This is a genomic window from Candidatus Phycosocius bacilliformis, from assembly GCF_003112735.1.
Taxonomy (GTDB): Bacteria; Pseudomonadota; Alphaproteobacteria; order Caulobacterales; family Aquidulcibacteraceae; genus Aquidulcibacter; species Aquidulcibacter bacilliformis.
This window is the reverse complement of the sequence record NZ_BFBR01000002.1, coordinates 55164-77046: the sequence shown is the minus strand read 5'-3', so window position 1 is coordinate 77046 and position 21883 is coordinate 55164. Positions and strand designations below refer to the sequence as shown.

19 protein-coding genes are annotated in these 21883 nt (G+C 57.6%); 5 read left to right on the top strand and 14 right to left on the bottom strand.

Annotation, left to right across the window (positions count from 1 at the left end; translation table 11 throughout):
• Positions 1–24: 24 nt before the first annotated feature.
• A complete protein-coding gene (gene spbR, locus PbB2_RS03680; RefSeq protein WP_108983966.1) occupies positions 25–1173 on the bottom strand; it encodes a SpbR family protein in 1149 nt (382 codons plus the stop codon).
• Positions 1174–1340: 167 nt separating this feature from the next.
• Here spbR and PbB2_RS03675 point away from each other — a divergent pair, with 167 nt between their 5' ends.
• Positions 1341–2546, top strand: a complete 1206-nt coding sequence (locus PbB2_RS03675; protein WP_305790435.1) for a CaiB/BaiF CoA transferase family protein — start codon at positions 1341–1343, stop codon at positions 2544–2546.
• On the opposite strand, the gene PbB2_RS03670 is transcribed toward PbB2_RS03675, so the two are convergent.
• The 3 genes from PbB2_RS03670 to PbB2_RS03660 all read right to left on the bottom strand — a co-directional run bounded on the left by PbB2_RS03670 (position 2543) and on the right by PbB2_RS03660 (position 4317).
• Positions 2543–2989, bottom strand: a complete 447-nt coding sequence (locus tag PbB2_RS03670; protein WP_108984273.1) for a hypothetical protein — start codon at positions 2987–2989, stop codon at positions 2543–2545. The two genes, PbB2_RS03675 and PbB2_RS03670, sit on opposite strands and share 4 nt — an antisense overlap.
• On the bottom strand, positions 2989–3372 hold the full coding sequence (locus PbB2_RS03665) for a limonene-1,2-epoxide hydrolase family protein (RefSeq protein WP_108983965.1): 384 nt from the start codon (positions 3370–3372) through the stop codon (positions 2989–2991). Before PbB2_RS03665 ends, PbB2_RS03670 begins: the two co-directional genes overlap by 1 nt.
• Before the next feature lie 102 nt (positions 3373–3474).
• Positions 3475–4317: a helix-turn-helix domain-containing protein gene (locus PbB2_RS03660; protein WP_108983964.1), complete on the bottom strand. Its 843-nt coding sequence runs from the start codon at positions 4315–4317 to the stop codon at positions 3475–3477.
• 139 nt (positions 4318–4456) lie between these two features.
• On the opposite strand from PbB2_RS03660, the gene PbB2_RS03655 reads away from it, so the two are divergent.
• Both PbB2_RS03655 and PbB2_RS03650 read left to right on the top strand, forming a co-directional pair.
• Positions 4457–4876 carry a hypothetical protein gene (locus PbB2_RS03655; RefSeq protein ID WP_108983963.1) on the top strand — a complete coding sequence of 140 codons (420 nt, stop codon included), beginning with the start codon at positions 4457–4459 and terminating at the stop codon, positions 4874–4876.
• 40 nt (positions 4877–4916) lie between these two features.
• On the top strand, positions 4917–5819 hold the full coding sequence (locus tag PbB2_RS03650) for a haloalkane dehalogenase (RefSeq protein WP_108983962.1): 903 nt from the start codon (positions 4917–4919) through the stop codon (positions 5817–5819).
• A 323-nt stretch (positions 5820–6142) separates the two neighbouring features.
• Here the strand turns inward: PbB2_RS03650 and PbB2_RS03640 are convergent, their stop codons facing one another.
• Both PbB2_RS03640 and PbB2_RS03635 read right to left on the bottom strand, forming a co-directional pair.
• Entirely contained in the window at positions 6143–7810 is a 1668-nt protein-coding gene (locus PbB2_RS03640; RefSeq protein ID WP_108983960.1) for an MFS transporter, read from the bottom strand.
• Between the two features lie 41 nt (positions 7811–7851).
• Complete coding sequence (locus PbB2_RS03635) at positions 7852–9291, bottom strand: DcaP family trimeric outer membrane transporter (RefSeq protein ID WP_108983959.1); 1440 nt, start codon at positions 9289–9291, stop codon at positions 7852–7854.
• A 293-nt stretch (positions 9292–9584) separates the two neighbouring features.
• Between PbB2_RS03635 and acs the strand changes: the two genes are divergently transcribed.
• Complete coding sequence (acs, locus tag PbB2_RS03630; RefSeq protein ID WP_108983958.1) at positions 9585–11510, top strand: acetate--CoA ligase; 1926 nt, start codon at positions 9585–9587, stop codon at positions 11508–11510.
• A gap of 4 nt (positions 11511–11514) precedes the next feature.
• Positions 11515–12135 (top strand): response regulator transcription factor, encoded by a 621-nt coding sequence (locus PbB2_RS03625; protein ID WP_108983957.1) that lies wholly within the window; start codon positions 11515–11517, stop codon positions 12133–12135.
• On the opposite strand, the gene PbB2_RS03620 is transcribed toward PbB2_RS03625, so the two are convergent.
• The 8 genes from PbB2_RS03620 to PbB2_RS03585 form a co-directional block, all read right to left on the bottom strand.
• Positions 12132–15500 (bottom strand): PAS domain-containing hybrid sensor histidine kinase/response regulator, encoded by a 3369-nt coding sequence (locus PbB2_RS03620; protein ID WP_108983956.1) that lies wholly within the window; start codon positions 15498–15500, stop codon positions 12132–12134. The genes PbB2_RS03625 and PbB2_RS03620 overlap by 4 nt on opposite strands.
• Positions 15501–15582: 82 nt before the next feature.
• Positions 15583–16410, bottom strand: coding sequence for a DUF2189 domain-containing protein (locus PbB2_RS03615; protein ID WP_108983955.1), 828 nt, complete (start codon positions 16408–16410; stop codon positions 15583–15585).
• Positions 16407–16559 (bottom strand): cbb3-type cytochrome oxidase assembly protein CcoS, encoded by a 153-nt coding sequence (gene ccoS, locus PbB2_RS03610; protein WP_108983954.1) that lies wholly within the window; start codon positions 16557–16559, stop codon positions 16407–16409. Before ccoS ends, PbB2_RS03615 begins: the two co-directional genes overlap by 4 nt.
• A 3-nt stretch (positions 16560–16562) precedes the next feature.
• Positions 16563–18800: a heavy metal translocating P-type ATPase gene (locus PbB2_RS03605; RefSeq protein ID WP_238164836.1), complete on the bottom strand. Its 2238-nt coding sequence runs from the start codon at positions 18798–18800 to the stop codon at positions 16563–16565.
• Positions 18797–19306 (bottom strand): FixH family protein, encoded by a 510-nt coding sequence (locus PbB2_RS03600; RefSeq protein ID WP_108983953.1) that lies wholly within the window; start codon positions 19304–19306, stop codon positions 18797–18799. The genes PbB2_RS03605 and PbB2_RS03600 overlap by 4 nt, the downstream gene beginning before the upstream one ends.
• Positions 19293–20831 carry a cytochrome c oxidase accessory protein CcoG gene (gene ccoG / locus PbB2_RS03595; RefSeq protein WP_108983952.1) on the bottom strand — a complete coding sequence of 513 codons (1539 nt, stop codon included), beginning with the start codon at positions 20829–20831 and terminating at the stop codon, positions 19293–19295. Before ccoG ends, PbB2_RS03600 begins: the two co-directional genes overlap by 14 nt.
• Positions 20832–20856: 25 nt before the next feature.
• The gene (ccoP, locus tag PbB2_RS03590; RefSeq protein ID WP_108983951.1) at positions 20857–21726 is read right to left on the bottom strand and encodes a cytochrome-c oxidase, cbb3-type subunit III; all 870 of its coding nucleotides are present in this window, start codon (positions 21724–21726) and stop codon (positions 20857–20859) included.
• Positions 21716–21883: a cbb3-type cytochrome c oxidase subunit 3 gene (locus PbB2_RS03585; RefSeq protein ID WP_108983950.1), complete on the bottom strand. Its 168-nt coding sequence runs from the start codon at positions 21881–21883 to the stop codon at positions 21716–21718. The genes ccoP and PbB2_RS03585 overlap by 11 nt, the downstream gene beginning before the upstream one ends.

The following is a 21883-nucleotide window of genomic DNA, read 5'->3' as shown; positions in this document are numbered from 1 at the left end:
CGAGCCGCCCCTCAGCGCACGGCTCTAGCCGACCGCACGACGGCGATCATCCGTCTCCTCACGCACATAATCGAGCTTCTCAAGCAGATAGCTCAAATCATCTTCAGGGATGGACTGGAACCGGGTCAGGACACGTTCAATCATGCGCTTGCGGAACCGCATGCGATCATCAGCGGTGCCGTCAAACTCAGTCTCATGCAGCACTTCAATCGCTGCCCGGAAGGCAGGATACAGGCTCGGCGGCATATTGGCGCGCTCAAAAATTGCGCGTAGTCCCATGGTGCCGCCATCATGAACGAGAAGCCATGCCTTATTGTGGGCAATGCCAGCCAATTCGGCAAAGGCATGTTCAACCAGACGTACTTCACCCTGACACAAGGCCCGCAGCACGAAGCTGGGCGTCAAGCGACCATTCAGGTGCAATTGCTGCACATACCGCTTCATATCGGCCTGTAGACCGGCTTGGGCGACCAAATCCACCCCTGCCCGCTCGCGGGTTTGGGTTGCCAACTCAATCGCCATTTGTGGCGGCATCGCGTGTTTTTCGACCAGACGGTCAAACAATTCACCGGTAAGCCTAGCTGCAAGTTTTTCAGAGACCAAAAGCGGCAGGATCGGCCGATCCACCATGGCTTCTTGCAATTCACGCACGCTTGGAAAGCGATCAAGTGCACGTGTCATACCCACATCATTGAACTGCGCGCCATCATTGCGCAGGGCTTCGATAATGGCCCCATCCACCCCGTGGGTGCACAAGGCTGTTGTCACCACTTCAGAAAGCGTTTCACGCCGGGCAATCGCATATTGGCGGGCAGGTTCAGCTGACTCCAAAATCTCAACCAGATCCTCATCACTCAAGACAGGCGAGCTTTCCAGAATTGGAACAGCAATGGAATCAATGTCACGGGCAAGTTTGGTGGCAATTTCGGCGGGAAGATTAGGCGAGGCCTTCAGCGTCACCGCCAGCGCACGACGCACACGCTCGGCCGCCCCTGCAATCACGATCTTCAGAATTTGCTCGGCATAGGCGCGTTCTTCGTCGCTCAATGTAACCGTATCGATGCGACGGCAAAGACGATAACAGGCCAGCGCCCGATCTTCGTCGGTCTCGCCTTTGATCAATGATCGAATGTCTGCTTCACTTAAGTTTACGCGCAGCGTGGAAACGCCCATGACAATGCTCCTGCAGCCACTCTTGCCGTGATTCGCATGAGGGCTAAGGTGCTGTGTTAGGGTTAATGAGGTCTTTACACAGGTAAATGCGTCAAGTGTTCAAGGGTCTAACAGAACGCCTGTTCTTGAATAAAGACCCGGGCCAAAAGAAGAAAACGGGGGGATGAATGCTGCTCAAGGGTCTGAAAGTCATTGAATATGCCACCTATATTGCCGCCCCCGGGGCTGGCGGCTTGTTGGCGGACTGGGGCGCTGATGTCATCAAGATCGAACCCCCCGGTGGCGACCCAATCCGACGTTTCTTTGACACCATTGGGGCCGATATTGCCGAAAACCCGGTTTTTGACCTCGATAATCGCGGCAAACGATCCATCATCATCGACACGGGCGGCGATGAAGGGCGCGATTTGGTGCGCAGGCTGGTGGCCGATGCCGACATCTTTATCACCAATGTGCGTCCCGGCGGGCTTACCCGAGCAGGCCTTGATTATGCTGCGCTTTCGGCAGTCAATCCCGCTTTGATCTATGCCAATGTCACCGGCTATGGGCTGGAAGGCCCAGATGTCGACCGGGCTGGTTTTGATGTTGCCGCGTTTTGGTCCCGCTCGGGGTGGGCACGATTGACCGCACCCAAAGGCGTTGACCCCTTCCCGATCCGCACAGGGGTGGGCGACCATATTTGTTCGCTGGCCACAGTCGCGGGCATTCTTGCAGCCCTGCACAGCCGCTCGCTGACCGGTAAGGGTCAACACGTTGATGCCTCGCTTCTGCGGGCGGGCACCTATACATTGGGCTCGGACATGTCGATCCAGATGCGGTTTGGGCGATTGGCCTCCACCCGCCCCCGTCTTGAAGCGGTCAACCCGCTGGCCAATTTCTTCCAGTGCCGTGATGGACGCTGGCTCACCTTGCTACCCCGACAAGGCACCGCCGATTGGCCGGGCTTTTGCGCCGCCCTTGGATTAGAGCGGCTCCAGAACGACCCCCGCTTTGCCACCTCCAAAGCGCGGCGCGAACATGGAGCTGAATTGGTGGGGCTGATGGATGCGGTGTTTGCTTCTCGCGACTTTGCAGACATCGCCGAAAGCCTTGATGCCCATGATTTGGTGTGGGCCCCGGTTCAAAGTCCAGCTGAAACGGTCGCCGATCCGCAATTTCTGGCTGCAGGTGGCATAACACAGATTGCCGATGGAGCCGGTGGCTTTAAGGCTTCGCCATCAGGTCCGATCCGCTTTCCTGGACTGGACGAGACCACCAAACCAGCGGTCCCAGCCCCCGGCCAAGATGCGCGCGCAGTGCTTGCCGATGCAGGTTTCAGCCCAGAGGAGATTGAGGCCCTGATTGGCAAGTCGGTTGTGGCAGAACGGCTCTAGGTGTCGGAGGGGTCTTTGGTGCCTGTGGCAGGCCACCACAACGGCCCGACTGCCAAGATCAAGACCATCATATTGATCAGCGCATTCGATCCATTTCCCGAAGCGATAGATCCCGCACTATCAAAGCAGAACCACGTCAGAAGGCTGATTAAAACCGTTCGGCGCACCGCTTCAGGGGCCTGATCATGGACAAAGGTAGACAAGCACCAGATCATCACCCCCCAGCCGGCCAGAAAGCCGCCTGTCAGGGCTGCCAAGAACTGTGTGTCAGGATCTGAAAACCGGGTTGCCCCGTCCAATGGCCAACTCAACACATCCAGCGTCCAACGCGCAGGCTCACGCGTGGCCGCCATCGTGCCCAGAAAGAAGACCGGCCCGAAGCTGCCGACAATGATGGCAGTGACTTTCAACCACGCCTTTTGGGCCGCCTGCGAGACCTTCATCACCCGCGCGGCCATTGGTTCAAGATGGTGGCCGCGTCAAAATAGTCTCGCCAATATGTAATGAGACCATCATGAATTTCGAATATGCCTGTCACGGGCAATTCCACCCATTTGTCCGCCAATTTGTGTCGGTCGAGCCGTTCAAGGCACACCACATCTCCACTCACCGCTGCGCGCAAAATCCGAAACTCATTTTCAAGCGTCGGGGCAAAAAACGGCTCAAGCACCGCACGAATGCCAGCCGGTCCTGTTACGGCACCGATGGGTGGGGGATTGATATAGGTGCAATCAGGGGCGACAAGCTTGAGTGCTGTGTCATAATCAAGCGGCTCCATGGCCTTCAGAAAGCTCTGGGCAATCGCCAGCGGCGTGTCGGCAGACATGGTCTTTTTCCCTCCTATACCCAAAAACGGGCCCGATGCGCAGATGTGTGATCAGATCTTCAGGCTGGCCCGGCGATTGCCGACATGCAATTACCTATGAGGTTATCGACTTGGATCTGGCGGGGTAGCGGCAGCGCGAAATAAAGCCTCCGTCTGCGCATCTGCGGGAAATAAGGTCTCCAGTCGCAGCTCATCAGCGGTTATATCTTGAGCCGTACCAAAGGTGGCAACCACAGCGAACATGGAAATCTTAAGACCATTCATTTCCATGGAAAAGGGCATCACCGGAACCAGAGCCGTCTCTGCCGCTGACCACAGAATGTGATTATCCTGATAGGGGGCCAACTCCGCCAATACCGCCTTCATCGCGGGTTCGCCGACGGCTTCGGCCTCGCGCTGGGCGCGCTGCCAGATCAGCGGGCCGACCGCAGCCCAATTGGTCACATAGGGCTTAATGCCGTCAGGATGGAAGAATAAGCGCATGAGGTTACGCGTGCCATCGCCCACCCGCGCCCAAATATCCTCACCCAGCATGGCTGTCAGCCGATCAAAGGCCTGATTGGACAAACGCACATTCCACGCCCGATCAAGGGCCAAGGCTGGAAACGGTTCATGCGCCTTCAGCATCATGTGGATCGCCGCCATCACCTGGCTCATTTGGGGATCATCCAGCGTACGTGTCTTATAAATGGGGGCAAAGCCTGCCGCCGTCAGCCATGCGTTACGATCACGCAAAGGGACATCCAAGGTCTCGCTCAATTGCAAGATCATATTGCGGCTTGGATTGGCACGCCGGGATTCCAGAAAGCTAACATGGCGCTGTGACACGCCCGACATCAGCGCCAAATCAAGTTGTGACAGACGTCGCCTTTGACGCCAGTCGCGCAATAGACGGGCAAAGCCGCCATCGTGATCAGCCATCTGCAACTGGGTATCCCCCGGCATAATCGGATCTCCTCTGCCAGACCCATTTGCATGTCCTCGTAGGCCATTCAATAACGCCAGAGGTAATTGCAGGGTGCAAGGTCACACCGCATGATCGGCAAACCCCTGACCTTTGGCAGGTGATCTCTGGAGATCGCACATGCACCCATTCTGGCGGCTTTATTTTAATGCCTTTACGTTGTCGCTCATTGGATTTGGCGCATTGTTATGCGCTGGTGCCTTTGAGCCCACCAGCAGCCCTGTCCAACAGCTGCTGGCAATTCTGGGTCCTGCAGGTCCAGATGCGTTTCATCCGGTCCTGCGTTTTGCCCTCGGCCTTATGGGGGCGATCACCATTGGTTGGGCCATCACATTGCACGGCGTGATCAGGTTTGCCCTGGCTCACGGGCGCGAAGCCCGCCCGCTGTGGCTGGCGATGATGTTTGGGTTGACGGGCTGGTATGTCATTGATGGCATATGTTCGGTGGCGACGGGATTTGCCCTCAATCTCATCCCCAATACGATCCTGGCGGTCATGTTTGGCGTGGGTATTGTGGGCAGCGGTGTGTTGAAACGATGAGCCACCACCCAACGACCATTCAGCCAGGGGGGAACTGATTGTGGACTTCTTGCGAACACCCGATGCCCGCTTTGCCAGCTTGCCGGGCTTTGACTATCAACCCGATTACATCAGCGACTTGCCCGGCTACGACGGATTGCGCGCGGCTGTGATTGATGAAGGCCCTGCAGATGCGGCCCATGTCTATTTGTGCCTACATGGTCAACCCACCTGGAGCTATCTTTACCGCCATATGATCCCGGTGTTTCTGTCCAGCGGCGCGCGCGTTGTGGCTCCAGACCTGCTGGGCTTTGGCCGCTCAGACAAACCTCTGGATGAAGAGGTTTATGGCTTTGACTTTCATCGCCAATTCCTGATCCGGCTGATTGAGCGGCTGGACCTAAGCCAGATCACGCTCGTGGTTCAGGATTGGGGCGGGCTATTGGGCCTGACCCTGCCAATTGCTGCAGGCATGGCGGAGCGCATCGACCGTCTGTTGATCATGAACACCACTTTGGCCACGGGTCACCCCCCTAGCGCGGGCTTTCTCGCCTGGCGCACATATGCCGGAGCACGGCCTGATCTCGACATTGGCGCACTCATCAAGCGTTCTGCCCCACATCTCACACCCGATGAGATCGCCGCTTATGATGCCCCTTTCCCCGATCAAACCTATAAGGCTGGAGTCCGCGCGTTTCCCAAACGTGTGATGACCGAACCTCACATGGACGGGGTGGAAGTCTCACTTGCTGCGCGAACGTTCTGGGCTGAGCAGTGGCGCGGCAAAAGCTTTATGGCTTGGGGTGCGGCCGATCCGGTATTCGGGCTCGATGTCATGGAAGATATGTACCAACTCATTCGCGGCTGCCCAGCCCCGCTGGTCATCCACAATGGCGGCCATTTCGTGCAGGAATGGGGCGAAGAAATTGCCAAAGCGGCGCTGAGCGCTTTTGAACGAACCTAGCTCAGTGCGTAGCGTGGCTGAAGGCTCAATCACGACGACATGAAGCCCATTCAACCCATATGAGCCGGTCTCTGCCGCAATATTCAGGACTGTACGGGCTGTTCCCAAGGCCTTTTGGACCAACGCGGCAATGCGCAGATCAGGGCGAGGCACCAAACCGTAAGCCTGAGCCTGAGCCTGGCAATCATAATCTTCAATCGTGTGGCCCATCGCCTGTCAAAACCGCAGAGGCCAGAACGCTACAAGTCTGCCAGCCACAAAGAAAAAGACCGGCCACCTGTGGCAGCCGGTCTTGGTCAGGATGATCTGGATTTCAAAAACCCTTAGGCATCAAGGCGGCGCTTGAAGGTTTCAGGCAGGAACAACAGCCCAACAATGGCGGTCAGCCCTGCAATCAAGACGGGGTACCAGAGGCCGTAATAAATGTCCCCCGTTGCTGCCACCATGGCAAAGGCCGTGGTGGGCAGGAAGCCGCCAAACCAGCCATTGCCAATATGGTAGGGCAATGACATTGAGGTGTAGCGGATCCGGCTTGGGAAGATTTCCACCAAGAGGGCGGCAATCGGGCCATAGACTGCTGTGACCAACAGCACCAGATAGACCAGGATGCCAATCACCAAAGGCCGGTTCATCGCGGCGGGGTCAGCCTTGGATGGATAGCCGGCCTTGGCCAAAGCAGCCTTCACACTGTCCTGATAGGCGGTGATGGCGGCCTTCTTTGCTGCACCTGCCACGGTGGATGGATCAGGGGCGACGAAGGTCTCTGAACCGATCTTGATGGCGGCAATGGTGCCGACGGGTGCATCAACCTTGGTATAGCTGACACCGCTTTTGGCCAGATAGGATTTGGCGATGTCGCAGCTCTTGGTGTCGAATTTATTCTTCCCAACAGGGTCGAACTGGACCGAGCAATCGGCATTATTGACCACCACGCTCACCGGTGCGCTGGCTTGGGCTTGGGCCAAAGCAGGATTGGCTGCTTTGGTAAGGGCATGGAAGGCGGGGAAATAGGTCAGCGCTGCCAAAGCACAGCCTGCCAACACGATAGGCTTGCGGCCAATCTTGTCACTCAGCCAACCAAAGAACACAAAGCCAGGTGTACCGATCATCAAGGCCACAGCGATCAAGATATTGGTCGTGGCACCGTCGACTTTGAGCATCTTCTCAAGGAAGAACAGAGCATAGAATTGGCCAGTGTACCAAACCACGGCTTGACCAGCGACCGCACCGAACAGGACGATGACGACCCACTTCAAATTGCCCCATTTGGCAAAGGCTTCGGTCAGGGGTGCTTTGGACGTCTTACCCTCGTCCTTCATCTTTTGATAAACTGGGCTTTCGTTGAGCTGAAGGCGGATCCACATGGATACGGCCAACAGGATCATCGACACGAGGAATGGCACGCGCCAGCCCCAGGCCTTGAACACCTCTTCACCCAGAAGTGTGCGGGTGCCAATGACGATCAGCAAAGCGGCAAACAACCCCAAAGTCGCGGTTGTCTGGATCCAGCTGGTATAAAGCCCACGCTTACCTTCCGGCGCGTGCTCGGCCACATAGGTGGCAGCCCCACCATATTCACCACCCATGGCCAGGCCTTGCAGAAGGCGCAGACCAATCAGAATGATGGGGGCCATCACACCGATTGTGGCATAGGATGGCAACAGGCCGACCCCGAATGTGGCCAGCCCCATCAGGCCCATGGTGACAAGGAAGGTGTTCTTGCGACCAACCATGTCGCCGATCCGACCAAAGACCAGCGCCCCGAACGGCCGCACGGCAAAGCCAGCAGCAAAGGCACCCAAGGCAAAGATGAAACCGGTTGTCTCATTCACGCCTGAGAAGAATTGGGCTGAGATATAGGTGGCCAATAGGCCATAGAGGTAAAAGTCGTACCATTCAAACACGGTACCGAGCGAGGACGCCGCAATCACCAATTTCTCATTCTGCCCCTTGGCTGAGGCCGCGGCGTGGCCTCCAGCTGTGACGGGCATCGGTTTTACCGTAGCCATGTCTTTCTCCCTCCGTTTTCCTTTTAGAAGCTGTATTTTGCCAGGAATTCGAGCCTGTCGAGCGAGCCATCGGCCCCGCTGACAACTTCACGCACGCCGTGGCGATATTCTGCACCCAAATCCAAGCCTTTGACCGGGGTGTAGAAAAGATTGGCGGACACGCTCCAGGCTTGCTTGTTGAATGTCGCAAGACTGGCGGGTGTGAGGCCCTTGGCATAATCGACGCTCTGGATGCTGCCGATGAGCGAGGAGCGCAACTGCGGGGTCCAATTCACTTTGAAGGCAGCATAGCCCCCAGCGATATCGACATCTTGCAGCTGTGCGGTGGCGGGCACATACACCGCATCGGGGGCAAAGTTCAGACCGACATAGCGACCGATGCCGGTCCCGGTTGTGGCCATAAACTTGAATTCATAGCGCTTGGCTTGATCGAGATTGATCTTGCCGGCAACACTGATCCCATAGCCGGTGGCGGTGTCGCCAATCGCGCCATTGTCGACCGACAATTGCCGCACGATCCCGGCCACCGAGACTTCACCTTGGGCAAAGCTGTGATTGAGCCGCACCACCACATCAGGCACAGAATCATCATCATTTTCGATCAATGTGGGCGAGCCCAAATTGGCGCTGGCCGTTTCAGGATTTTCCAGCGCAAGATGCAAAGTCGTGGTCTTGCTGACCGGATAAGAATATCGGATCAGCGGCTGGCGGGCAAACACAATGCCTTCTGTTGGGCCGATGAAATCGGTTGATTCAGGCAGGGTCGCGATATTCTGGAAGGTGGTCCAGTCTTCGCCGACCGTCAGCCTGTCATATTGCAAATAGGCCCGGCGCAGCGCGAAATTATAGCCATTGGTGGTGCGCTCATTGCCTTGCGGGCCAGGCGAGGTTTGGAAGTCGCCTTCGACATAGCCTTTAAGCGTATGACCAGCGACCGCGGTCTCTGTGGTCAGCCACAGGCGGGTCTGTTTGGCATTGAAGTCATTGTCCACACTTTCGCGCGTCCCCCCGATTGGGGTGGATTGGGGCAGATAGAAGTCGCGACCCAGATTGCCGGTTGCAACATCCCCATCATTCCAGCGGGTGAAATCCACCGTTGTCTTTAAAAAGCCACCCAGCTTGACTGTGGTGGCCCCCACTTTGAAGCCATCGGCAGGGGCAATAACTGGTGCTGGGGCAGTCGAGGCTGCCGGTGTCACCTTGATGGCTGCGACGGAGGCGGCCAGCTCAGCGGTGCGCGCCTGAACCTGGGCTTGGGCCTCGGCCGCATCGGCGCGCAGCTTGGCGTTTTCTGCCTTGGTGGCGGCCAGATCAGCTTGGACTGAGCCGAACATGCGCTCCAGTGCCGCGATGCGGGCCTCAAGCTCTTGTTCCTTGGGGGTGTCGGCATGAGCGGAGGTCGCCGCAAAGGCAAACAGGGCAATGCCCGACAACAAATAATGACGCCGCTTGGTCAAACGCATGATCGTTCCCTCGATAAATGTTCGCACAGGCCTTCGTGGACATCCCCCGCGTGGGACGGAGAGTCCGGTGCCATTGGTGCTAAGGTCTCAGGTCACAGCAGCCAGCGATAGCTAGACTTTAGTCGAAGGCCCGATAGACTTTGGTCTAGGGTGCGGGTGTGTAAAAAAGACTCTAGAAACAACCCAAACACGGGCCCAACCTCCCTGCGATCCAAGTCACCAGAAATCGGGTGGGCAGGGTTGGGCCAATCGAGACAAGGCCGACGCAAGCCGGCTTGATAAGGGAGACGACGATGGCAGCTGTTTATCCAGTCCCAGCCGAATGGGCGAAAAAGGCACGGATCACTGAAGAAGGCTATCGGGCAGCCTATGCGGCCTCAATCCAAGATCCTGATGCGTTTTGGACGCAGGAAGCCGCGCGTATCAGCTGGATGAAACCCTTTACCAAAGTGAAGAATACCAGCTTCCACGAGGCCGATTTCGGCATCAAATGGTTCGAAGATGGCGTTCTCAATGTCTCAGAAAACTGCCTCGATCGCCATCTGGCAGAACGCGCTGACCAAGTTGCCATCATCTGGGAGGGCGATGAGCCCAGCCAATCGCGCAAAATCACCTATCGGGAATTGCACCGCGAAACCTGTCGCCTTGCCAATGCTTTGAAGGATTTGGGTGTGAAAAAGGGTGATCGCATCACGCTTTATCTGCCGATGATCCCTGAGGCTGCCATGACCATGCTGGCCTGTACCCGACTGGGGGCCATACATACCATTGTGTTTGGCGGTTTTTCTCCCGAAGCCTTGGCAGGGCGGATTCAGGATTGTGACTCCAGCATTGTGATTACCGCCGATGCTGGCATGCGCGGGGGCAAGACGGTCCCCCTCAAGGCCAATGTCGATGCAGCCTTGACCCACTGCCCCTCCGTCAAACATGTGCTCGTCATCGCCCATGTCGGCAATGAGATTGCCATGCAGGCAGGCCGCGACCACTGGTATCATGATGTTGTCGCCAATGTGTCTGACATCTGCCCGCCAGAACCGATGAATGCCGAGGACCCCCTCTTTATCCTCTACACCTCGGGCAGTACGGGCAAGCCGAAAGGGGTTTTGCACACCACAGGCGGCTATTTGGTCTGGGTTGCCATGACCTTCTCCTACATCTTCAATTATCAGGATGGCGAAATATTCTGGTGTGCGGCCGATATCGGCTGGGTCACCGGCCATTCCTATGTCGTCTATGGGCCACTGGCCAATGGTGCGACGACTGTGATGTTCGAGGGCGTCCCCAATTATCCCGACTTCAGCCGCTTCTGGAACATTGTCGATCGGTATGAGGTCAATATATTCTACGGCGCGCCCACAGCACTGCGCTCCTTGATGCGCGAAGGCAATGAGTATGTCACGCGCACCTCACGCAAGTCGCTGCGGCTTTTGGGCAGCGTGGGCGAGCCGATCAATCCTGAAGCCTGGGAATGGTATTATCACGTCGTGGGCGAAGGTCGCTGCCCGATTGTTGATACCTGGTGGCAAACCGAAACGGGTGGGGCGATGATTTCACCCTTGCCCGGTGCCATGGCCCTCAAACCCGGCTCGGCCACCTTGCCCATGTTCGGGGTCAAGACCGTGTTGCTTGATAGCGAAGGCAAGGTGCTGGAAGGGGCTACAGATGGCAATTTGTGCATCACCGACAGCTGGCCGGGCCAGATGCGCACGGTCTGGGGTGATCATGAACGCTTTTTCCAAACCTATTTCTCAGCCTATCCCGGCTATTATTTTACCGGCGACGGCTGTCGGCGCGATGAGGATGGCTATCATTGGATCACAGGACGGGTTGATGATGTGATCAATGTGTCCGGCCACCGCATGGGTACAGCTGAAGTGGAAAGCGCTTTGGTCGCCCATGCTGCGGTGGCAGAGGCCGCCGTTGTCGGTTTCCCGCATGATATCAAGGGCCAAGGCATTTATGCTTATGTGACTTTGAATTCAGATGCCACCGAAAGCGATGCCATGCGCAAGGAATTGGTGCAATGGGTGCGTAAGGAAATTGGCCCAATTGCCACACCCGATGCCATTCATTTCGCCCCTGGTCTTCCCAAGACACGAAGCGGCAAAATTATGCGGCGTATCTTGCGCAAGATTGCTGAAGGGGATGTCTCCAGTTTGGGCGATACCTCGACCTTGGCGGACCCTTCGGTGGTGGATGCCCTGATCGCCTCGCGTTAGACCCATGGGCCGGACCATCCTGATCGCCGACGACCACCCCCTGTTCCGCCAAGCCTTGGCGATGGCGGCAGGGCAAGTGGCCGGGGACGCACGCTTGGTTGAAAGCGCGACTCTGGCCTCAGCATTGGCCGAGGCCCAGGCCGCCGATGATTTGGCGCTGATCCTGTTGGATCTGAAAATGCCGGGAGCGGAGGGATTTTCTGGGGTGGCACTCTTGCACGCCCAAAAGCCTCAGGTCCCGATTCTGGTGGTTTCAAGCGAGGCCGGGGCAGGCACGGCGCAAAATGCCCTGCGCTTTGGGGCGGTGGGCTTTATTGGCAAGGATTCAGATCTCAGTGTCATCGAAACAGCCATTGGCGATGCGCTGGCTGGCAAACGCCTGTCCCCACCCAGTGATCCCCTGCTCGACCCAGTCGCTGCCCAGATTGCTAGCCTGACGCCGACCCAGCTTAAAGTCATGCTGGGGGTCATGCAGGGTCGTTTGAATAAGCAGATTGCCCATGATCTGGGACTTAGCGAAGCCACTGTCAAAGCCCATATGACGGCGATCTTGAAAAAACTCGACGTGCAAAACCGCACCCAGGCCGTGCTGGCCGCCAAGGCGCTGGGCCTAACCCCGCCTTAGGCCGTCTCCAAGCCAGCCTCAATCTGGGCAAGCCAATGATCAAGGGCAGCGGGATCAACAGGCTTTCGAAACACCATGACGCCCATAGCATTGGCACGATCTGCGAATTCGCTTTCAGAAGCAGCGGTGGTCAAGGCATAGCGGGCAGTCGGAAAGCGCTGGCGCAGGCCTGCAATCGCATCAAGGCCTGTCTGGGACCCGCCTAAATGATAATCAACCAGCGCGCCGTCAAAATGATCTGTGACCGCAAGGGCTGAAGCTGCATCACCGACACATATGTGCTGTAGAGCACGACTATTGAGGAAGGCCAGCATGGCATCCTGATTGGCAAGATCATCTTCAACCACCAGAATGGTCAAGGCTGATGTCACAAGGCCGCCGGCGCTTTGACCGGCAGCAGATTGAGGGTGAGGCACTGGCGGGCTGGCATCCTGGCAAGCTGAGAGTGAAACGCTGAAGCGGCTCCCCTGCCCTACAGACGATTGCAGCCCGACTTCGGCCCCCAACACACGAGCGGTGCGCTCAACAATGGCAAGACCCAGGCCAATTCCGCCGCCGTCGGCTTCAGGCAGGCGCTCAAACTCGCGGAAAATCCGGGCATGGTCTTCAGGCGCAATACCAGGGCCGGTATCAATCACGTCCACCCGCACCTGATCACCGCGTTGACGTATGGCCACGACAATGCCGCCCTCGCGGGTGTAGCGGATGGCATTGGAGAGAAAGTTCTGGACGATCGACCCCAAAAGTGCGGGATCGGTCTCGACCAGTTGATCGCGCCCAAACAACCGCACCTGCAGCCCCTTTTCGGTGGCCAAGGGAAGCATCGTATCGACCAGATTCTGCAACAGGGGTTTAAGTGCGACTTTCTGGACAGACGGTTCCACCCCGCCCGCGTCCAGCTTGGAGATATTCAACAGGGCCCGCAACAATGTGTCGGCTGACTGGATCGACAGGTCCAGTTTGCGCAGCATGTCTTGGTGATCTTGGCCAATCTGGCGGGCTAGGGCAGACGAAAACAGCCGTGCCGCATGAATGGGTTGCAGCAAGTCGTGGCTGGCAGCGGCCAAAAAGCGGGTCTTCTCGGCATCTGCCTTGGCCAGCGCCCGATTGGCTTCGCGCAAATCCAAAGTCCGTTCTTCAACCCGGGCTTCCAATTCGGCCCGCGCCCGACGCAGACCCGCCAAGGCTTCGGCTTCAGCAGTGATGTCAGAAAAGCACATGACATAACCGCCACTGGGCATCGGGCCACCAACAGTCTTGATGACTCGACCATCGGGACGGACGCGCTCAAAACTATGCGGCTGACCACGGCGCATATGCTGAAGACGTCTCTCAACATGACTATCGATCTCGCCAGGACCGCATTCGCCCCGCTCTGCATTGAAGCGGATCAGGCTGGCAACAGGTGCACCGACATAGACCATGCCGTCAGGATAATTGAACAGCGACAAATATCGGCTGTTCCACGCCACGATATTAAGGTCACGATCCACCACGCTGACGCCAGGATCAATGTGTTCAAGCGTGGCAGCCAAGAGGTCCTTGGAAAACCGCAGGCTTTGGCCGGTCTCATCCAACAGGCGCGACACCTCATCAGCCGACAGTCGCGCGCCAAACAAGCGCGATCCGATCAGCGCACGCGCTGACGGCAGGCCCACAACCCCCGCAATGAGCCGTTCGGCTTTGCGTGCGCTGGCTTGGCTGACGGGGGCGCTTTCTTTGAGATTGGCAAATGCTTCTTGGGCCAGAATAGGGCCAACAAAGCGTGCCACCAAAGCCTTCAGGTCGCTGATCGTGGCGGGTGGCAAAGTCGCCACATTACCCGGTGCGCGCAAGAGTCCTGGCAATGCACTGGCCTGCACGCGTCGGGCAGTCACCAGCACATAGACAGCCAAATTAAGTCCCAAGCTCCAAACCGCACCATGGCTGATCGGGCTCAGGCTGCCGATCCAGAAAAGATGATACGGATCAAAGAGGGTCCCGCTCAACAAAGCGAGGAAGCCAGGTCCCAAAAGCTGGGGCAGTGCGAGGGTATAAAACCACACAAGAAGGCCCGCCAACAAGCTGTAGCGGGCCGCCATGGCATCACGATTGCCCCGATAAACCGCCAATATGAGGACGGGTACGAATTGCGCCATGGCCGCAAAGGCCACCAAACCGATAGAGGCAAGCCGCTGATTGTCTGGGATGGCAAGCGCCCACAACAGCGCAAACAGCATAATCGCGCCAATCGCAGACCGGCGCACCAATAACATCAGCTTGCCGAAATTCGCTGGGCCGTTCGGGCCTTCACGGCGCAATAGCGCGGGGGCGACCAGATCGTTGGACACCATGGTCGACAAAGCGATGGTCTCTACCAGAACCATAGCGGTCGCTGCCGAAAAGCCGCCGAGAAACACCAAAATGGCCATCATATTGGCGCCCTGACTGAGCGGGAGCAGCAGCACATAGAGATCGGGACGGGCCGTGTCAGGCAGGATGGCAATGCCTGCCCCGGCCAAGGGGATCACCACCGCTAACGTGGCCAGCATATAGGCCACAAATGGCCAGCGCGCCCGTTCCAGATCACGGCTGTTTTGGGCGGCGATCACCATGAAATAAAATTGCCGCGGCAAGGCGATGATGGCGGCCATGGACAATAAGGTGATGATGAAAAAATCGGCATTGATGGCATGCGGGCTGAAGGTTTCTGCCATCGTCGCCTGCGTTCGGGCCAGAACCTGCGGGCTGACTTCCACCAAAAGTGTGGCGGCAAAACTGGCCACGGCCAGAAGTGTGACGAGCTTGAACAGGGATTCAAACCCGACCGCGAACAATACAGCATCATTGCGGGCAGCGGCCTCATAACGGCGTGTGCCGTAAACCATGGCCCAGCCTGCCAACAGGGCTGCGGTCACAACCAGGATGAGTGGCAGGTTGGATGCCCCCGTCACCAAAGCATAGGTCGTGCTCAAGGATTTCAGTTGTAAGGCGATGTAGGGAACCGCGCCCAACAGGGCCAGAATTGTAACAAGCGCTGCCACGGTGCGGCTAGAGCCGAACCGGCCGCCGATGAATTCAGAAATCGAGCTGGCCCCATCGGCCTTGACCGCCTCGACCATGCGAACAAGAAAGGCGCGACCAAAGACAAAAACGAGGATCGGCCCCAGATAAATTGGCACATAGGACCAGCCATCGGCTACAGCACTGCCGACTGCACCATAAAAGGTCCAACTGGTGCAATAGACCCCAAGTGCCAATGCATAGGTTGGTCGGCGCAAAAGGTCTTTAAGCGCCTGCCCGCCGCGCCCTTCAGCCCAAGATGCCCCGGCAAACAACAGCCCGGCATAGGTCAGAATGATGATCAGAGGCAGCGCGCCGTCCATAATCCCCCCGAATACCCCCCCCAGAAATACCCCCAACAATACCCAAGAGATTGCCAAAGATTGGATGCGCTCAACGCATGAATTAGCCCGCCGCCGCGTCCTCGACGTCAGCGACAACCGCCTGATAGCAATGCCACGTGGCATGGCCGAGCCAAGGGAAAACCAGAATGAGGCCAAAAAAGCCGGTTGCCAGACACAAGGCCACCAACATGGCGATGTTAAAGGCAAAGCTGGCCATGGCACCCTTGTTGCGCGATACCGCAATGACCGAGACCAGCATCGCAGTCATCGCATCGACCGTGCGGTTGGCCGCCAGCGGGATCGACACCACCGAAACCACATAGCCTATTGTGGCCAAAGCCGCCCCGATCAATGTCCCCACTGCCACCATGATCAAGCCCTCTGGCGTCTGGAGGGCAAAGTCGATGAAGTCAATCGCGGGGCCTGGATCGCGCGCGCCTTCAGCCAAGGCATATAAGAGGCTGGCAAGTCGCGCCCACACCATCAAGATCAACATGAGAACAAAGGCAATAATGGCGACTTGGCTGGGCGAGACAATTCTGGGACGCAACACGGCCCGCAGCGTGATGGGCTGACCTAAAGAACGCAAACGGGAAATCTCATAACAGCCAATCGCCAAGAGCGGCCCCACAAGCGCAAATCCGCCGCAGACCGCAGGCAAAAAGCCCAGCATATCAGCCTGCCACAAGACCAGAACCATCACCCAAGCAGCCACAACGGGTACGGCCCCGATGAGAATGCCTAAGCGCCATGTTGCCTTAAAGTCGAGCCAGCCATTGGTCAGCCACATCCAATGGGCATCTGGCATCAGGCGGGTGACCTGCACCTTATCCTCTTCGCCCAGAACAATCTCGAATTGGCTCATGCGTGGATCTCCGGCGATGGTCATGGCAGGGGGAAATCATCATCATTCAGGATGCGCATGGCAGCCCCTTTGGGATCATCATATTGGCGATTGCGCAGGTTCCACAAAAAGGCCAAGAGACCCATGAAGCCCATGAATAAGGCAATCGGGATCAGGAACATCATCCCGTCCATGGCCTATCCCCCCTGTTGTCGCCACGCTGTCAGACGCAGCGCGTTTAAGGTCACGATAATCGAAGATGACGACATGGCAATGGCTGCAATAAAGGGCGTGACCAGACCGAGCATCGCAATGGGTGAGGCGATGAAATTATAAAGCGCAGCAAACCAGAAATTCTCCATCACCCGCTTCTTTGCAAGCCGCGCCACATCAATCGCCTCAATCAGACTGGCCAGATTTTCCCCTTGGAAGACGAGATCGGCGGCAGACTGGCTGGCGTCTGCTGCAGTGCCCGGTGCCATGGACACAGTAGCCTTCGCCAAAGCGGGGGCATCATTGAGACCGTCCCCCACCATCAAGACGCGTCGGCCTTCAGCCTTGAGCCGATCTAAATGCGCAGCCTTGTCGAAGGGCGTCAGCTCGGCGAACCACGTCGCAATGCCCGCCGCATCAGCAGCCCGCGCCACCGAACCGGCACGGTCCCCAGACAGAATGATGGGCGCAAAGCCACGTGCCGTGAGGGCTTCAATGGTTCGTGCAGCATCCGATCTTAATGTGTCCTCAAAAGAAAAACGGATAGGCTCCTGTCCTTGAACAGAAAAATAAAGCTCTGTCTCATCAGAATGGGCTTTATCGACCCCGACCCATGAAGCTCTTCCCAAGCGGGCGCGCAGGCCATTCATATCAGCCTCGACACCACAGCCAGGCACTTCGCGGGCCGCATCCGCCGCAGGTCCGGGCCCCGCAGCGCGCGCAATCGCGCGGGCCAAAGGATGGCGAGAGGCGCGTGCCAGAAGCGCCGCGCGGGCCAGATCATCCGGCGTGATCTTGTCGGGGTTCAACAGATGCGGCTGGCCCAAAGTCAGCACACCTGTCTTGTCAAAAACGATGAAATCAATATCGGCCAGACGCTCAAGGGCATCACCGGATTTGAGCAAAATGCCCCGCGCAAACAAACGGCCAGAGGCCACGACCTGCACGGCTGGGACCGCCAGCCCCAAGGCGCAGGGGCAGGTGATGATCAGCACAGCACACGCATTGAGGATGGCCACACGCGGCTCTGCCCCAAGGATGAGCCAGATGACAGCGGTTAGGAAGGCGGCCGAATGAACCACAGGCACATAAAGCTTGGCAGCTTTGTCAGCCCAGCGGACATAGACACTCTTACTTTGTTCACCCAGATCAACCAGTCGCGCAATCTCGGCGAGGAAACTATCGTCGCTGCGGGCATCGGCGACCAACACCAAACGACCTGACAGATTGAGCGCACCCGCGCGCACGGCCTGACCTTGGGCCAGAGCAACAGGGGCGGTCTCACCCGTAAGCAGTGAGAAATCGGCTTCTGAAACCCCTGCTTCAATCGTCCCGTCCACAGGAATACGATCACCGGGCATAATAACCAGCCGATCGCCGGGGCGGATATCGGCGACTGCGACGCTGATCGTACCGCCATCCGGTTGCAGCCGGGCTGCGGTAACCGCTTGCAAGGCCATCAGGTCACGGGCGGCTTGGCGGGCCTTCTGACGCAGGGCATGGTCGAGATATCGGCCTATCAAAAGAAAGAACAACAGCATGGCCACGGCGTCAAAATAGGCATGCTCGCCCCCACGCAGCGTTTCTACAATCGACAGGCTTGAGGCTAAGAGCACACCCAGCGAAATGGGGACATCCATATTGGCGCGCCCTTTTTTGAGGGCATTCCACGCGCTCTTGAAAAACGGCATTCCGGCATAGGCAGCAGCCGGCAGCGCAATGGCCGCAGAAATCCAGTGGAACATGGTGCGGGTACCCTCGGCCATTTCGCCATTGAAATGGGCTGACCAAATGGGCACCGAAAACATCATGATGTTCATGGCGGCAAAGGCTGCCACCGCCATGCAAATCAAGAGGTGGCGACCCTCGGCATCCTGAGCGGCCAAGGCTTTACCCGGATCAAAGGGTTGGGCCTGATAGCCCAGATCAACCACTTTTTGAACAATCGTGCGCGGGTCAATGCGGTCATCACTCCAAGCCACACTCAAGCGGCCCGTGGTGAGATTGAGGCGCGCCTCTGTAACCCCCGACAAGCTGCGAACACCATTTTCGATCTTGGACAGACAGCCTGCACAGCGCGCACCACGAACCAGTAATTCAAGCGACAGCCCATCAGTGCGCCCGGTCTGAACAAAGGCGCGCGGGTCAGCAGCTGGCGCTGCGGGTGCGGGTGGCTCAAGGCCTGAGGGGCAGCCCAAGGCTTCGGCTGGAGAAGGGGTCAACGTAGTGATAGGATTGTCTCCGTTGAGAATTGCGGGGCACCGGCAATTTGGGCTGTGGCTGAAAACTTCCAGCGACCGGGTTTGATCTGGTCGATGACGGCGCGATAAACGCCTGGTTGGGTCTCGCTAAACTGCAATGCTCGATCCTCGTTGGAATCTGTGGTGCGGCCGATCATCCCAGCCATTTTAGCCCCCGACAAAGGCTGTTGATTGCGGTCCAGCAATCGGGCTTCCAATACAGCCCCACCCCCGGTGGGACGTTCCAACCCGAGGCTCATGGTCCAGCCCAATTCGGCCTGACGGGCTTGCGCCGCTAAAGTCTCGTTGAATTTGAGGCCATTGATATAGGCGTGGTCGGCCTCCCCAGAGAAGGTCTTCAGGGCCAGCACGACAAACAGAATGTTTACCGCCATCATCACCCCAAAGAAGGCCCCAAACATGGCCAGCACATGCCAGCCCGTCAGCTTGAACGGACCAGTGCCGCGCACCGCATTAGTCATGGTCATCTCTGTCCTCCGGGGAATTGCCGCGAATGAAAACCGATTTTGAACGGGCCACCTCCTGATCACTCAGGGACCGCACCTCAACCACGACCGGCACTGAGGTATGCTTCTGCTTTTCTGGATCGGCCAGTACAAAGAGGCGGACTTGGGCGACCCGGTCAGGGCCGGCGGTCATCACCACGCTATTGTCCGTCACGGGCATCTCATTGGCCTGCAGGACCCCGCCCTCTACGCCTTTGATCTTGATGCGAACTTCTCGCTCGTGATCAGCTTTGTTGAGGACTTTGACCGTATAGGCATTGCGCACCTGACCGGTCGATAAGGGCACGAACAGGGGGGCACGGTCGCGCTGAACATTGACGTCCAGCGTGGTGCGCAAGAACAGGCTCCCCAGCATAAGCCCACCAATCAAGACGAACAAAACGGCATAAAAGAGTGTGCGCCCACGAATGAAGCGATAGCCTGATGTCTGACCAGCTTGGCGACGTTCGATGTTTTGGACCGTGTCATAGGCGATCAGACCCTTGGGCCGATCAATCTTGACCATGATTTCATCGCAGGCATCGATGCACAAAGCGCAATTGATACACTCGATCTGCAAACCATCGCGAATGTCGATCCCCGCAGGGCACGCCGCCACGCACTGGCGACAATCGATGCAATCGCCGCGACCTTCCCACGTATCATTCTTTTTGTGAGGTCCACGGGGATCGCCCCGGTCATAGCGATATGTCACCGACAGGGCTTCTTGATCCAGCATGGCAGCCTGAATCCGAGGCCAGGGGCACATATAGGTGCAGACCTGCTCACGTAGCGTGCCGGCGAAAACGTATGTGGTGAAGGTCAGCAAGCCGGCAAACAAATAAGCCGACATAGGCGCTTGTAGCTTGAAGAAATTGGCAAACAAGGTGGGCGCGTCATGGAAATAGGCGACAAACCAGCCACCAGTAGCCAAAGAAATCATCAGCCAGACCACATGCTTGCCAATCTTGCGCCAGGCCTTGTTGAAGTCCCAAGGCTGTTTGTCGAGCCGAATGCGCTGGTTGCGATCGCCTTCGAACCAATGCTCAACCGCGATAAACAAGTCCGTCCACACAGTCTGAGGGCAGGTATATCCACACCAGACCCGACCAAACAGAGCCGAGGCCAGAAACAGGCCGATGGCACCAAGGATCAACAACCCGGTGACATAATAAAGCTCCTGCGGCCAGATCTCGATTGGGCCGAAGTAGAAGCGACGCCCGGTGAAGTCGACCAGCAGAAACTGGTCCGGTGCCGCCCCCGGCCTGTCCCACCGCAGGAAAGGGACCAGATAATAGATCCCCAACAAGGCGGCCAAAATCACCCATTTCAATCGCCGCCAGAAGCCATGAACGGCCTTGGGATAGATTTGTTGGCGCTTCTCATACAAATCCCGCTGCTTGGCCGAATTGACGGCCACAGCATCCGAGCGGGCAATGCCGTGTGCGGCTTCCTCACCTGAGACAGGCGACTTACCAATACGGTCAAGGGTGTTGATGATGTTCATGTTTTCCCGTCACAGCGGGGCACCCTCAGGTGCCCCCACCCAGTGAATGGACATAGACAGCCAAGGCATCGAGGGTTGCAGGATCAAGCCGTTGAGACATGGTGGGCATCACCCCGCCCCGGCCCAGATTGATCTGCATGGCAATATCAGCAGCCGTACCGCCATAGAGCCATTCTTTGTCAGTCAGATTAGGTGCACCTTGGGTGGGGTCACCCTTTCCTTCTGGCCCATGGCAAGCCACGCAATTGGCAGCATACACCTGGGCACCGCGGGCAGCGGCCCGGGTATCTGCGGGCTGCTTGGACAGGGTCAGAACATATTGAGTGACATCGGCAATTTGCTGCGGCTCCAGCAATTTATCCCGTCCGAAGGACGGCATCTGGCTGAACCGGGCCTCTGGATGATCGGTGCGAATACCGGTTTCCAAAGTCGAGCGTATGCCCTGCAGCGAGCCATCCCACAGCCACACATCATCGACGAGGCTGGGAAAGCCCTTGGCCCCCTGCCCGCCCGCACCATGACAGGTCGAGCAATTTTGCGCGAATGCGACCTTGCCGGATTCTTGGGCAAATTGGAAAAGCGCCTTGTCCTTAGCGACCTGATCGAGCGGGGTTGCATGCAATTTGGCAAACATTGGCGCGCGAGAGGCAGTTAAAGCCCCAACCGCTTGATCAACTTGGGCCCGATCGGACAGGCCCAAAAGCCCTTTGGTGTGGCCACTGATTGTGGGCCAGGCCGGCATGGCAATCCAATAAGCAACAGCCCACAGGATACAGCCATAGAAGGTCAGAACCCACCATCTTGGCAGAGGATTGTTCAATTCGGTGATGCCGTCCCAGGAATGACCTGTGGTTTCCACACCGGTGATGTCGTCCTTTGGCTTGTTATCGGACATGGTCGATCTCCTCATCCTGGAGTGGCATGTTGGCGGCCTTGTCGAATTTGGCCCGGTTGGAAGGCCAGAAGACATAGAGGCAGACGGCGGCAAAAATCGCCATGAAATAGATCATGCCGGAGGTTTGCGCGAAGGCAGACAATTGTTCGTACGTCAT

Coding starts and splice junctions, on each gene's coding strand:
- spbR (WP_108983966.1), bottom strand. CDS start 1,173: ATGGGCGTTTCCACGCTGCGCGTAAACTTAAGTGAAGCAGACATTCGA.
- PbB2_RS03675 (WP_305790435.1), top strand. CDS start 1,341: ATGCTGCTCAAGGGTCTGAAAGTCATTGAATATGCCACCTATATTGCC.
- PbB2_RS03670 (WP_108984273.1), bottom strand. CDS start 2,989: ATGAAGGTCTCGCAGGCGGCCCAAAAGGCGTGGTTGAAAGTCACTGCC.
- PbB2_RS03665 (WP_108983965.1), bottom strand. CDS start 3,372: ATGTCTGCCGACACGCCGCTGGCGATTGCCCAGAGCTTTCTGAAGGCC.
- PbB2_RS03660 (WP_108983964.1), bottom strand. CDS start 4,317: ATGCCGGGGGATACCCAGTTGCAGATGGCTGATCACGATGGCGGCTTT.
- PbB2_RS03655 (WP_108983963.1), top strand. CDS start 4,457: ATGCACCCATTCTGGCGGCTTTATTTTAATGCCTTTACGTTGTCGCTC.
- PbB2_RS03640 (WP_108983960.1), bottom strand. CDS start 7,810: ATGCCCGTCACAGCTGGAGGCCACGCCGCGGCCTCAGCCAAGGGGCAG.
- PbB2_RS03635 (WP_108983959.1), bottom strand. CDS start 9,291: ATGCGTTTGACCAAGCGGCGTCATTATTTGTTGTCGGGCATTGCCCTG.
- acs (WP_108983958.1), top strand. CDS start 9,585: ATGGCAGCTGTTTATCCAGTCCCAGCCGAATGGGCGAAAAAGGCACGG.
- PbB2_RS03625 (WP_108983957.1), top strand. CDS start 11,515: ATGGGCCGGACCATCCTGATCGCCGACGACCACCCCCTGTTCCGCCAA.
- PbB2_RS03620 (WP_108983956.1), bottom strand. CDS start 15,500: ATGGACGGCGCGCTGCCTCTGATCATCATTCTGACCTATGCCGGGCTG.
- PbB2_RS03615 (WP_108983955.1), bottom strand. CDS start 16,410: ATGACCATCGCCGGAGATCCACGCATGAGCCAATTCGAGATTGTTCTG.
- ccoS (WP_108983954.1), bottom strand. CDS start 16,559: ATGGACGGGATGATGTTCCTGATCCCGATTGCCTTATTCATGGGCTTC.
- PbB2_RS03600 (WP_108983953.1), bottom strand. CDS start 19,306: ATGACCATGACTAATGCGGTGCGCGGCACTGGTCCGTTCAAGCTGACG.
- ccoG (WP_108983952.1), bottom strand. CDS start 20,831: ATGAACATCATCAACACCCTTGACCGTATTGGTAAGTCGCCTGTCTCA.
- ccoP (WP_108983951.1), bottom strand. CDS start 21,726: ATGTCCGATAACAAGCCAAAGGACGACATCACCGGTGTGGAAACCACA.
- PbB2_RS03585 (WP_108983950.1), bottom strand. CDS start 21,883: ATGACGTACGAACAATTGTCTGCCTTCGCGCAAACCTCCGGCATGATC.